Source organism: Kitasatospora sp. NPDC057936, from assembly GCF_042887525.1.
Lineage (GTDB): Bacteria > Actinomycetota > Actinomycetes > Streptomycetales > Streptomycetaceae > Kitasatospora.
Genome location: NZ_JBHVPD010000022.1, coordinates 1 through 12,090 on the forward strand (window position 1 = coordinate 1; position 12,090 = coordinate 12,090).

At 72.6% G+C, this 12,090-nt stretch carries 9 protein-coding genes and 1 pseudogene; 2 read left to right on the forward strand and 8 right to left on the reverse strand.

All coding sequences use genetic code 11. The features are described from left to right. Positions 1-245 precede the first annotated feature (245 nt). The 4 genes and pseudogenes from ACFVU9_RS14445 to ACFVU9_RS14460 form a co-directional block, all read right to left on the reverse strand. Positions 246-2,039: an FAD-dependent oxidoreductase gene (locus ACFVU9_RS14445; RefSeq protein ID WP_387593402.1), complete on the reverse strand. Its 1,794-nt coding sequence runs from the start codon at positions 2,037-2,039 to the stop codon at positions 246-248. 76 nt (positions 2,040-2,115) lie between these two features. After that, positions 2,116-2,751: pseudogene (locus ACFVU9_RS14450) on the reverse strand (SDR family NAD(P)-dependent oxidoreductase); the annotation flags it as partial. A 292-nt stretch (positions 2,752-3,043) separates the two neighbouring features. Further along, on the reverse strand, positions 3,044-3,412 hold the full coding sequence (locus ACFVU9_RS14455; RefSeq protein ID WP_380447741.1) for a hypothetical protein: 369 nt from the start codon (positions 3,410-3,412) through the stop codon (positions 3,044-3,046). 241 nt (positions 3,413-3,653) lie between these two features. Continuing rightward, on the reverse strand, positions 3,654-4,427 hold the full coding sequence (locus ACFVU9_RS14460) for a glycosyltransferase family 2 protein (protein ID WP_387593405.1): 774 nt from the start codon (positions 4,425-4,427) through the stop codon (positions 3,654-3,656). Positions 4,428-4,594: 167 nt separating this feature from the next. Between ACFVU9_RS14460 and ACFVU9_RS14465 the strand changes: the two genes are divergently transcribed. Further along, complete coding sequence (locus ACFVU9_RS14465; RefSeq protein WP_387593408.1) at positions 4,595-5,251, forward strand: type III effector protein; 657 nt, start codon at positions 4,595-4,597, stop codon at positions 5,249-5,251. 145 nt (positions 5,252-5,396) lie between these two features. Further along, positions 5,397-7,328 carry a molecular chaperone HtpG gene (gene htpG, locus ACFVU9_RS14470; RefSeq protein ID WP_387593411.1) on the forward strand — a complete coding sequence of 644 codons (1,932 nt, stop codon included), beginning with the start codon at positions 5,397-5,399 and terminating at the stop codon, positions 7,326-7,328. A gap of 109 nt (positions 7,329-7,437) precedes the next feature. Here htpG and ACFVU9_RS14475 read toward each other — a convergent pair whose 3' ends face one another. The 4 genes from ACFVU9_RS14475 to ACFVU9_RS14490 form a co-directional block, all read right to left on the reverse strand. After that, positions 7,438-8,112, reverse strand: a complete 675-nt coding sequence (locus tag ACFVU9_RS14475; RefSeq protein WP_387593414.1) for a hypothetical protein — start codon at positions 8,110-8,112, stop codon at positions 7,438-7,440. 98 nt (positions 8,113-8,210) lie between these two features. Continuing rightward, positions 8,211-10,250 carry a fructose-specific PTS transporter subunit EIIC gene (locus tag ACFVU9_RS14480; protein WP_387593417.1) on the reverse strand — a complete coding sequence of 680 codons (2,040 nt, stop codon included), beginning with the start codon at positions 10,248-10,250 and terminating at the stop codon, positions 8,211-8,213. 130 nt (positions 10,251-10,380) lie between these two features. Beyond that, positions 10,381-11,325, reverse strand: coding sequence for a 1-phosphofructokinase (pfkB, locus tag ACFVU9_RS14485; RefSeq protein WP_380448795.1), 945 nt, complete (start codon positions 11,323-11,325; stop codon positions 10,381-10,383). Then, positions 11,322-12,083, reverse strand: coding sequence for a DeoR/GlpR family DNA-binding transcription regulator (locus ACFVU9_RS14490; RefSeq protein ID WP_380497787.1), 762 nt, complete (start codon positions 12,081-12,083; stop codon positions 11,322-11,324). Before ACFVU9_RS14490 ends, pfkB begins: the two co-directional genes overlap by 4 nt. Positions 12,084-12,090: the final 7 nt, after the last annotated feature.

Sequence of the window (12,090 nt, forward strand, 5' to 3'; positions counted from 1 at the left end):
TGACAACGCAGCGTTCTCCGCCGCTTCGCGGCTCCGGGCCAAGGATGCATCCCTCCCCGGCTGAAGCCGGGGATACCCTGCAAGATCAGGGATGGAACGATCAGACTGACCGCACTGGTTCCCGACTGCGCGAGCCGGCGTCCGGCGGCACAGAACCCTGGGGAATTACGGCTCGACGTGGCCGGACGGCTCCCCCGCCGCTTCCCTCCACCGGCCTCGGCCCTCGGACGCCCGGCAGCAGGCCGTCAGCCCAGGTCGAGGGCGTTCGGCAGGCCCCGGCGGTAGCGGGTCTCGTCCTGTTGCTGGAGGGCGGCCAGTTCCGGCGGGCGGTACAGCGGCCACACCTGGCAGCGCGGGGTCGGTGAACCGTCGGCGTCGAGCAGGGCGTTGACGGCTCGGCGGGCGGATTCGTTGGCGCCCTCCATGGTGGCCAGGTCGATGTCGGTGGCGACGTAGTCGCCGGCCAGGAAGAGGTTGGGGACGGCGGTCGCGGCGGACGGACGGTTGTACACCGTGCCCGCCGGGTGGATGAGCAGCTGCTCGCGGTTGGCCGGGTCCGGGCCGCCGAGGCCGGTGACGGCCGGGTCGATGAACCAGGTGACCAGGTCCGCGTCGTCCAGGACACGCCGACCGCCGCTGTTGAGGGAGTCCTTGAGCTGCGCCCAGGTCTCGCGCACCACCTCCTCGCGGGAGCACTTGAGCGCGGGCTTGCCGTAGACGATCCCCGGGGTGTCCCACTGCGAGACGATCGCCGAGAGGCAGTCGGCCACCTGACCGTCGCCGTAGTCGCGGCGGAAGTCCCGGTCGGGCCAGAACTGGGCCTGGCCGATGCAGGTGACGGCCCAGGGCGAGTCGACCAGGTCGACGTGGCCGTGCACGATCGGGGTGCGGCGGCGCAGGTAGAACTGGACGCCGACCATCCAGTCGGTGCGGAGCCGGTCGCAGCGGGCGAGTTGCGGGTCGGCGGCGCGCAGCCCGGGGCCCCAGGTGGCGCGGGCGTGTTCGACCGGCATCGCGCTGAGGTAGTGGTCGGCGAGTACGGGGGTGTTCGCGTCCCGCAGCCGCACGCCGGCGATCCGGCCGTCCCGGTACGTCAACTCCTCCACCTCGGCGCCGAGTTCGAACCGGACGCCGAGGGAGCGCAGGTGGGTCTCCCAGGGGCCGATCCAGGCCTCGCCGGTCGGGGCGTTGAGGACGCGGTCCGGCTCGCCGTCGTTGCCCTGGCCCAGGATGTTGTAGACGAACGCCTGGAGGATCCGGGCGACGGAGCGGGTGCTGGCCTCCTCGGCCCTGGTCGCGACGACGTTGCGGGTGATGCCGACGCCGAGCAGCCGCTGGTAGTCGTAGGACATCTCGCCGGCCCGGATGAACCGCCACCACGGCACGCGCTCCCACTGCTCGTAGCGGCGCAGTTCGCAGCTGGTGAAGTGGACCAGCAACCGGTTGGCGAAGTACGCGACCTCGGTGGCCGGCAGGTGCAGGGCGGTGTCCAGCAGACCCGTCAGCGTCTGGAGCAGTGCGTCGGGCAGCAGTTCGCCGAGCACCGGGAGCGTGGTCACGGTGCGGAACGGCAGCCGCAGCGCCGGGCGTCCTCCGGCTCGGGGGAACAGCTCCTCGGTGGCGTTCACCAGGTTGTCGTGGACGGTGCGGCCGAGCGGCCCGCCGGGCACCGGGATCCGGCGCAGGGTGTCGGGCAGGTTGCGGTAGAAGCCGGGGAAGAAGCGGAATCCGTGTTCGCCGGGCAGCGGTCGCCGGCCGCCCCGGGCGGTGCCGGGCACGTCCATGCTGCGGGCCTTGCCGCCCAGCACCGCGTTGCGCTCGTAGACCGTCACCCGGTAGCCGCGTTCGGCCAGTTCCTGCGCCGCGCTCAGACCGGCGACCCCGCCGCCGAGCACGGCGACCCGCCGTCCCGGCCGCCCGTCGAACGGTCGCGCCGCCCGCGCCTGCCCGGTGGCGGTCAGCGCGAGGCCGGTGGCGGCCCCGGCCCCCGTGGCGAGCAGAGCGCGCCGGGTGTGTGCGGCTGCTGTGATCGTTCGCATGCCCGGTCAACGAGTTGCACACGTGGGAGGCACGGTCGGCCCAACTGCGGGGGCCGAGCAGGGCGCGCGGACGGGAGTGGGCGAGCACGCTCACCGTCGTGCTGTCGGCGGCGCGCAGGCGGCGGTCGAGTTCGAGGGCGAAGAGCATCTGGGCCAGCTTGGAGCGCGCATAGGCGCGCTTGGGCCGGTAGTCGTGCACGCTCTGGAGGTCGTCGAGGTCCAGGCGTTCGGACTTGGCGGCGAAGCTGCCGGTGGTGACGACCCGGCTCCCCGGTGTCGCCGTGAGCAGCGGGGCCAGGTGGTGGGTCAGTGCGAAGTGCCCCAGGTGGTTGGTCGCGAACATCAGCTCGTGCCTGTCCGCGGTTTCTCGGCGCGGTGGATGGTCGAGCGCCACGCCGGCGTTGTGGACGACCGCGTCGAGGCGGTCCAGCCCGAGCGCGTCCACCGACGCCTTGAGCGAGGCGAGGTCGGCCAGGTCCAGGGGCACGTGCTTCACGTCGGCGCCGGGCACGCGCGAGCCGATGGAGCCGATCGCGGCTTCGGCCTTCGCCCGGTCCCGGCTGCCGAGGACGACCGTGGCCCCGGTGCCGGCCAGCTGCTCGGCGACGAAGTACCCGATGCCCGCGTTGCCGCCGGTGACGAGGAAGCGCTTTCCCTCGGCGCGAGGCAGGCGGTGGACGTCCCAGTGCGGGACGTGAGGTACGGAGGACATGGCGCGCTCCCGGAAGCTCGAAAGGATCTGAAGGAGAGCGTGGCCGCGCCTTCACAGCCGGCCACGCCCGCTCCCCAACGGTCCCGGAGGCCACTCACATCCCACCGACAGGCCACCGTCCCCGCTGACAGCCGACCGACATCGCGCGGGCCCAACGCAGCAAGAGCCGCCGTGTCTCCCAACAATCAGAAGCAGCACCCGCTCGGCGGTGTCCCGCCACCCGGCGCGGTCGAGCACCTCCTCCTCGAGGCCGGTCAGGGGCAGGGGCCGGGATGCAGCCGGAGTCGCCGGATCAGGAGACGCGCTTCAGCTGCCAGGCGTTGTTGTTGAAGCTCGGGTTCGACCAGGCGACGCAGCTGCTGGTGTAGTACGAACCGGTCTGGACCCAGCCCGCGGGCGGGTAGGTGGTGGAGCAGGCCTGGACCACGGTGCCGACGGGCAGTCCGGTGAGCTGCTTTATCTGCTTGATGTTCGGGCTGAAGCTCTGCGTACCGCAACTGCTGCTGTAACCCCAACTCACATCGACGTAGCCGGCCGGGGTGAGAGTGCTTCCGCACGTGGTCGTGACGTCGCCCGGGGCGGCCTGGGCGGGCGCCGCGGTCAGGGCGAACATCGCCGCGGTGCCGGCGATGGCCATACAGGTGGTGCGGAGGCGGATCATGGGTGATGGCTCCTTCTGTTCGGGGGCGGCCGGTCGGGCCGTGAAGCCATTCCTACGGTTTGATCACCGGTTTCGGATAGCGACTTTCCGGCCTAAAGATCCATCGCCCGGCTGGGCTTCACGGCCGGGCACCGACGTGGGGCGCCGCGGGAGGCGCAGCCGTACCTGCCGGACGTGCCCGGGCCGCGGCGCTAGTGCCGTGCCGGGCGTCGCAACACGGTGGACCTATCCGGCCGCGGCGCTAGATCCGGGACTTCCGCACGGAGTGCCACGTCGCCCCGGCCAGCGCCCCGACCGACCGGAGGAGCGACAGCCGCTCGTGGTCGCGGTACAGCGCCCAGTTGTGCTCGACCAGCGCCAGCTTGTTCGAGGACAGCGACCCCGCCCGGCCGGCCCGGTAGACCGCCAGCGGTTCCTGCAGGCCCCGGGCGGGGTGCCCGTCCCGCATGATCGCCAGCCACAGCGCGTAGTCCTGCCGCTTCGGCATGTCCGGCATCAGCCTCGTGCCCAGCACCGTCCGGTCGTACATGGCGGTCAGGGCCCCGATGTGGTCCTGCACCAGCATGTCCCGGTACGTCACGCGCTCCCGCGCCGCGACCACCCGCCCGTTCGGCGTGAAGTCACAGGCCTCGCCCGTGAAGTCGCCCGCGACCTTGTAGTACGAGGTGAACGTCAGTGGGGCATCGCCTTCGGCGGCGAACGCGAGCTGCCGCTCCAGCTTCTCCGGGAGCCACATGTCGTCGCTGTCCAGCAGCGCCACGTACTCCCCCCGCGCCCGCGCCATGGCGAGGTTGCGGGCCCTGGCCGCGCCGCCCTGCTCGGGTGCCGCCTGCGGGCGCACGCGCTCGTCGCGGCGGGCCAAGTCCTGCAGCAGGTCCATGGAGTCGTCGGTGGACGCGTCGTCGGTGATCAGCAGCTCGACGTCGGCGTGCGTCTGCGCAAGCACGGAACGTACCGACGCGCCGAGAGTGGCGGCCGAATTGTGTACCGGCATCACCACGGAAACGAGTGGCACGGGGTGCTCCTTACCGAGTTCGGAGTCGTCACGGATGTCGTTGTCGCCGGTCAAGGCTACTGGTGTCACGCGACGGCGTTCGCGTAGCCTGTCATCCATGCGATGACACCCGTCCGGTCAGCGAAAGGGCGACGGCACTGAACACGCAGAACACCGGCGCGGCCGGGGTGAGCCCGGCCTCGTTCCTCGCCGCCGCCGCCGCGCTGGGCATGATGGACGCCGCCGCCCGCACCGCCCGCCACGCACCCCCGGACGACGCGGGCCAGGACGACCCGCGGGAGGCCCTGTCCGCACTGCTTCTGCTGCGCCACCTGCGCGAGGAGCTCGCCGGCTGGGAGACCGGCCTGATCGAGACCGCCCGCGGCGCCGGCGCGACCTGGGCCGACCTCGCCGAGCCCATGGGGGTCCGGAGCCGCCAGGCCGCCGAGCGGCGCTACCTGCGCCTGCGTCCCGACGCCGAGGCGGGCACCCGGGCGGGCAGCACCGGCGAGCAGCGCGTCCAGGCCACCCGCGACCAGCGCGCGGCCGACCGCGCGGTGACCGGCTGGGCGCGCGAGAACGCCGCCGACCTGCGCCGCCTCGCGGGTCAGATCGGCGCCCTGGACGACCTCGCCCCCCAGGCGGCCCCCGCCGTGGAACGCCTCCTGGAGGCACTCGGCAACGACGACCCCGTCCGCCTGCTCGCCCCGCTCGCCGCAGCCCGCCCCCTCCTGGCAGCGAGCCACCCGACGATCGCCGACCGGCTCGATCAACTCACCGTCCGAACAGACCAGTTGCGCGTCGCCAGCGGCCGGCAGCGCCACAGACCACCGGCCGGGCCGTGACCCGCACGCCGTGACCCGCCGGCCCGCAGGAGCACCGCTCGTGCGGGGAGCGTGAGTTGATGCTCCGACGGCTCTCGGCGGGCGGGCCACCCCTGCCTCCCCACCGTTCCGAACCCATTTCCACTTCTCGAAGGAGACGCCCCCCGTGGCCAGCCCGACCCAGACGCTGGAGTTCCAGGCGGAGACCCGCCAGCTGCTGCAGCTGGTGATCCACTCGATCTACTCGAACAAGGACATCTTCCTGCGCGAGCTGATCTCCAACGCCTCCGACGCCCTCGACAAGCTCCGCCTGGAGTCCCTCACCGACACCGGCCTCGACGCCGACACCTCCGACCTGCACATCACGCTGGACATCGACCGGGACGCCCGCACCCTGACGGTGCGGGACAACGGCATCGGCATGACCCGCGACGACGTCGTCGACCTGATCGGCACCATCGCCAAGTCCGGCACCGCGAGCTTGCTGGCGAAGATCAAGGAGACCAAGGACGCGGCCGCCGCACAGAGCCTGATCGGCCAGTTCGGGGTCGGCTTCTACTCGGCGTTCATGGTCGCCGACAAGGTCACCCTGCGGACGCGCCGGGCCGGCTCCGAGCAGGGCACCGTGTGGGAGTCCGACGGCGAGGGGACCTACACGATCGCGGAGGCCGGCGACCTGCCGGTGGGCACGTCGGTCACGCTGCACCTCAAGCCGGCGGACGGCGAGGACGGGCTGGGCGACTACCTGGCCGCGTGGAAGGTCCGCCAGATCGTCAAGCAGTACTCGGACTTCATCCGCTGGCCCATCCGCATGGCCGCCGAGGCCGCCGCCGGGGACCAGGACGGGACCGAGCACCCGGGCGAGCCGGAGACGCTGAACTCGATGAAGGCGCTGTGGGCCCGCCCGCGCAGCGAGGTGACCGAGGCCGAGTACAACGAGTTCTACCAGCAGATCAGCCACGACTGGCAGGACCCGGCCGAGACGATCCACATGCGCGCCGAGGGCACCTTCGAGTACGAGGCGCTGCTGTTCATCCCCGCCCACGCCCCGTTCGACCTGTTCTCCCGCGACACCAAGCGGGGTGTGCAGCTGTACGTCAAGCGCGTGTTCATCATGGACGACTGCGACGCGCTGATGCCGAACTACCTGCGGTTCGTCAAGGGCGTCGTCGATGCCCACGACCTCTCCCTCAACGTCTCCCGCGAGATCCTGCAGCACGACCGCCAGATCACCGCCGTGCGCCGGCGCCTGGTCAAGAAGGTCCTCGGCGCCCTCAAGAGCACGCGGGCCACCGACACCGGGGCCTACCTCAAGCTGTGGGACCAGTTCGGCCGCGTCCTCAAGGAAGGCCTGATCGAGGACCGCGACAACACCGACGCCCTGCTGGAACTGGTCAGCGCCGCCTCCACCCACGACGCGGAGAAGCCGACCACGCTGCGCGAGTACGTCGCGCGGATGAAGGACGGCCAGGACGCCATCTACTACCTGACCGGCGAGAACCGGGCCATGGTGGAGAACTCCCCGCACATGGAGGCCTTCACCGCCAAGGGCTACGAGGTCCTGATCCTCACCGACCCCATCGACGAGATCTGGACCGACCAGATCCCCTCCTTCGACGGCCACCGCTTCCAGTCGATCGCCAAGGGCCAGGTCGACCTCGACGACGACTCCGACGGCGACGGCAGCGACGAGGCGAAGACCGAGAAGGCCCGGCGCGAACAGGACTTCGCCGCCCTCCTCGGCTGGCTCCGGACCACCCTGGCCGAGCACGTCAAGCAGGTCCGCCTCTCCACCCGCCTGACCACCTCCGCGGCGTGCCTGGTCGGCGACGCCCAGGACCTGACCCCCACCCTGGAGAAGATGTACCGGGCGATGGGCCAGGAACTCCCCGCCGTCAAGCGGATCCTCGAACTCAACCCCACCCACCCGCTCATCATCGCCCTGCGCGGGGCACACGAGACGAACGCCGACGACCCGGCACTCGCCGACCTCGCCGAACTCGTCCACGGCAGTGCCCTGCTGGCAGAAGGCGGCGACCTGCCCGACCCGGCCCGCTTCACCCGCCTGCTGACCGATCGCCTCACCCGCACCCTGTAACCCCCGCCGGGTGCGGCCCGCCGGACGCCGATCGGCCGACGCCGATCGGCCTGGCCGGCCGCACCCCGCACCGCCCGTCAGGACGTGACAGCCGCCGCCGCACCGCCCGTCAGGGCGTGACGGGCGCCGCGAACTCCCCCGTCAGGCCTGCGCGGACCAGCGCCCGGACGATGGCCGGCTGGTCCAACGGATCGTCGTACTGGTTGGTCTCGGCCAGCCGTTCCAGCAGCCTGCGCGGATCCAGTCGGTACGCTTCCGCGTCGGCCAGGAGGCTGTCCGCGCTCGGCCCGTCGACCGTGTCGTCCAGGTTGTCCGTCAGCTCGCCCAGGACCTCGCCGCGTTCGATGAAGCAGCTCATGCCGCAGTCCAGGCCGTCGTCGTCGAGGTCGTCCGGGTACGGCGCCCGGGCCCAGGCGCCGTTCTCGTACCAGTAGACGCAGCCGATCTCGTGGCCTTCGAGCCGGTCCCGCAGTTCCTCGTAGGGCAGCCAGTCCGGGCCGCCCGCCAGCACGTCGATCGCCGGCTCGTGCCACTTGACGCGGCTCGCCTCGTCCTCGCCGTAGAGCACGAACCGGCCCTCGCCCTCCTTCGACATGACCCACCAGGTGCAGCCGCAGTCGTCCCAGTGGAGGCCGTCGTCATCGATCCACCGGCCCGTCCGGTGACGCGGCGGGCGCTCCTCGTACTCGGTGGTCGCCTCAAGGGCGGCGAGAAGCGCCCAGCGCGCCCACAGTTCCTCGGCCGGCGGAAGGTCCTCCGGCAGTCCTGGCCGGTGAACGGTCATGTGTGCCCCCGTGTGTGTGCTCCGATGGTGATCGCCACAACGATATGTTCCGCTGCCGACTGCCGGATCACCCCGGACGCACCTCGCGGGCCGTCCGGTCAGGCGCCGACCAGCTCCTGCTCGGCGCCCGACCGCACGGCGTCCGGGGCCGCCGGGACGGCGGGCCTGCGCATCCCCTTGAGCACGACGACCACTCCCGTGGTGACCACCGTGCCGGCCACGACCGCGACCAGGTACAGGAAGGGGCTGCCGATCAGCGGGAGCACCCAGATTCCGCCGTGCGGGGCCCGCAGGGTGGAACCGAAGGCCATCACCAGGCCGCCGGCGGTCATGCTGCCCACCATGTTCGCCGGGATGACCCGCAGCGGATCGGCCGCCGCGAAGGGGATGGCGCCTTCGGTGATGAACGACGCTCCGAGCACCCAGGCCGCCTTGCCGTTCTCGCGCTCCTCGGGGGTGAACAGCCGGCGCCGGACGACGGTCGCCAGCGCCATGCCCAGCGGCGGGGTCATGCCCGCGGCCATCACGGCGGCCATCACCTTCAGGCTGCCGGCGTCCGGGGTGGTGCCCGCGGCGGTGAGCGCGCCGGCCGCGAAGGTGTAGGCGACCTTGTTGAGCGGGCCGCCCATGTCGAAGGCCATCATCGCGCCGAGCAGCACGCCGAGGAGGATCGCGTTGGAGCCGGAGAGGCCGTTCAGCCAGTCGGTCAGGCCGCTCATCGCCGAGGCGATCGGCGAGCCCACCACCACGAACATCAGGAAGCCGACCGCCGCCACCGACAGGAGCGGGATCACCACCACCGGCATGATGCCCCGGATCGCCCGCGGCACGTTCCACCGGATCATCCACAGCACCAGGAAGCCCGCGGCCAGACCGGACACGATGCCGCCGAGGAAGCCGGCGCCGACCGCCACCGAGACGGCACCACCGGCGATGCCGGCGGCCAGCGCCGCCCGGTCCGCGATCGCCCAGGCGATGTATCCGGAGAGGACCGGGACCAGGAAGCCGAAGGACGTCTTGCCGGTCTGGAACAGCATCGCCGCCCAGCTGTGCGAGGAGGTCCAGTCGAAATGGCCCAGCACGGACGGGGCGGAGGCGATCTGGTACCCGCCGATCGCGAAGGCGAGGGCGATCAGCAGGCCGCCGGCCGCGACGAACGGGATCATGTAACTGACGCCCGTCATCAGGTACTTGCGCAGCCGCTGGGCCCAGTGCTCACCCGTCGTCCCGCTCAGCGCGCTCGGTGCGGCGACCGGGGCGGCGGCGGAACGGGCGCCGCTGCCGGTCTCGGCGACCAGCCCGGCGGCCTGGGCGATCAGGTCGTCGGCCCGGTTGACGGCGGCCTTCACGCCCACGTCCACGGTCGGCTTGCCCGCGAAGCGGGCGCGGTCGCGGACCTCGACGTCATGGGCGAAGATCACCGCGTCGGCCGCCGCGATCACCTCGGGAGCCAGCGGCGTCGTCCCGGCGGACCCCTGGGTCTCGACCTGGATCCGCACACCCGCCCGCGCGGCGGCCAGTTCGAGCGCCTTGGCGGCCATGTAGGTGTGGGCGATGCCGGTCGGGCACGAGGTCACCGCGACCAGCCGCAGCCCGGCGTCGGCGTCGGCCGTCTCCGGAGCGGCCGTCTCCGGAGCGGGCGACTCCGCGACGGCGGCGGGCTCCGGAGCAGCAGCGGCCGGCGGCTCCTCGCCGTTGACCAGGGCCGCGACGGCGCCCGGGCTCTCGGCCTCGCGCAGGGCGCCGGTGAACGCGGGATCCATCAGCCGGCCGGCCAGCGCGGCGAGGATCCGCAGGTGGGCGTCGTCCGCGCCCGCCGGTGCCGCGATCATGAAGATCAGGTCGGCGGGCCGCCCGTCCGGAGCGTCGAAGTCCACTCCCCTGGCGCTCCGGCCGAAAGCCAGGCTCGGCCGCGTGACGTGGGGCGATCTGCAGTGCGGGATGCCGATCCCGTCGCCCATCCCGGTCGGGGCCTGGGCCTCGCGGGCGGCGACGTCGGCGAGGAAGCCGTCGAGGTCGGTGACCCGGCCCTCGGCGACCAGCCGCTGGGCGAGGGCGCGGAGGGCTTCGCTCTTGTCCTGGGGGGCGAGGTGGAGATCAACGAGTGCGGGTGTGATCAGTCCGCTGGTGTCGCTCATCGTGTCGGTCCTTCGACTGGTGCCTGACAGTGTTCCCTTGCCCCCGGGAATGGTCGCCGTTCCGTCCCACACGGTCGGGCGTGGTGCCTCAAGGCAGAGGCCGTTCTCAACCGCGGACTCAACCGCGGGCTCAACCGCGGAGCGGCCGTTCGAGCGGGATGTCCGCCGTCACGACCACCGCGGCCGGGTCCAGATCGGCCGGGGTCGGCATGACGCTCCCCGGCAGTTGTACGGCGGCGGCCCCGTGCGCCAGGGCCGCCGCGAGTGCCCCGGGGCCGGTGCCACCGGCTCCGAGGAAGCCCGCGAGCGAGGCGTCGCCCGCTCCCACGTCGCTGCGGACGGCGGCGACCGGCGCGCTGCCGTACCAGCTGCCCTCGTCGGCGATCAGCAGCATCCCGTCCGCACCGAGGCTGGCGAGGACCTGCTGGGCGCCGCGCTTGCGCAGTTCCCCGGCCGCGTCCACGGCGTCGCCGACGGTGGCGACCGGGCGGCCCACGGCCTCCGCGAGTTCTTCGCGATTGGGCTTGACCACGTCGGGACGGGCCGACAGCGCGGCGAGCAGCGCGGGGCCGGAGGTGTCCAGGGCGATCCGGGCGCCCCCCGAGTGCACCTGGGCGACCAGCTCCGCGTACCACTCCGGTGCCAGTCCGCGCGGCAGGCTGCCGCAGCAGGCCAGCCAGTCCACGTCGTTCCCCAGGTGGTCCTCGCGGACCAGCGCCAGCAGCGCGGCCGACTCGGCGGCGCTGAGCTCGGGGCCCACCGCGTTGACCTTCGTGAGGCTGCCGCCGTCCTCGGCGATCGAGACGTTGATGCGGGTGTCGCCCGAGATCGCGACCGCCGCGACGTCGATGCCCTGGCGGCGCAGCAGGTCGGCGAGCAGGTGCCCGGAGGGGCCGCCCAGCGGCAGGACGGCGGTGGTGCGGTGGCCGGCGGCCGTGAGCGCGCGGGAGACGTTGACGCCCTTGCCGCCGGGGTCGAGCCGGTCGTGCGCGGCCCGGTTGACCTCGCCCGGGGTGAGCGTTCCCAGCTCGTAGGTGCGGTCGAGGCTGGGGTTCGGGGTGATGGTGACGATCATGCGCGGATGACTTCCGGTCCGAGGTTCTCGATCTCTGCGGTCTGCTCGTCGGTCAGTCCAGTGTCCGTGACGAGCACGTCGACCTGGTCCAGCGAGCCGAACCGGGCGAAGTGGCGGACGCCGTACTTGGAGGAGTCGGCGACCAGCACCACGCGGCGGGCGCCGGTGAGCATGGCGCGTTTGACGGCCGCCTCGGCGAGGTCCGGGGTGGACAGCCCGCCCTCCGGGGAGAAGCCGTTGGTGGCGACGACCGCGACGTCCGCGTGGACGTCGGCCAGGTCGCGCAGCGCCCAGGCGTCGACGGCTGCCTGGGTGCGGTGGCGCAGCCGCCCGCCGACCAGGTGGAGGGCGAGCGCCGGGTGGTCGGCGAGCCTGGCGGCGACGGGGAGGGCGTTGGTGACGACGGTGAGGGCGCAGTCGGCGGGCAGCAGGCCGGCCAGCCGGGAGACGGTCGTCCCCGCGTCCAGGATCACGCTGCCCTCCGCGGGCAGGAGGGCCAGGGCCGCCTTGGCGATGCGCTCCTTCTCGGCGGCGGCGGTGGAGTCCCGTTCGGCCAGGCCGGGTTCCAGGTGCAGGGCGCCGGCGGGCAGGGCGCCGCCGTGCACCCGGTGCAGCAGTCCGGCCCGGTCCATGGCGCTCAGGTCACGCCGGATGGTCTCCTGCGTGACGCCGAAGTCCTCGGCCAGCGTCGGCACGTCCACCCTGCCCTGCTCCTGGGCCAGGCGGAGGATCTGTTGCTGCCGCTCGGGTGCATACATGTGGGAT

Bases quoted from the DNA above. Each gene is read 5' to 3' on its own strand.
- ACFVU9_RS14480 (WP_387593417.1), bottom strand. From the start codon at position 10,250: ATGAGCGACACCAGCGGACTGATCACACCCGCACTCGTTGATCTCCAC.
- ACFVU9_RS14445 (WP_387593402.1), bottom strand. From the start codon at position 2,039: ATGCGAACGATCACAGCAGCCGCACACACCCGGCGCGCTCTGCTCGCC.
- ACFVU9_RS14475 (WP_387593414.1), bottom strand. From the start codon at position 8,112: ATGACCGTTCACCGGCCAGGACTGCCGGAGGACCTTCCGCCGGCCGAG.
- ACFVU9_RS14455 (WP_380447741.1), bottom strand. From the start codon at position 3,412: ATGATCCGCCTCCGCACCACCTGTATGGCCATCGCCGGCACCGCGGCG.
- pfkB (WP_380448795.1), bottom strand. From the start codon at position 11,325: ATGATCGTCACCATCACCCCGAACCCCAGCCTCGACCGCACCTACGAG.
- ACFVU9_RS14490 (WP_380497787.1), bottom strand. From the start codon at position 12,083: ATGTATGCACCCGAGCGGCAGCAACAGATCCTCCGCCTGGCCCAGGAG.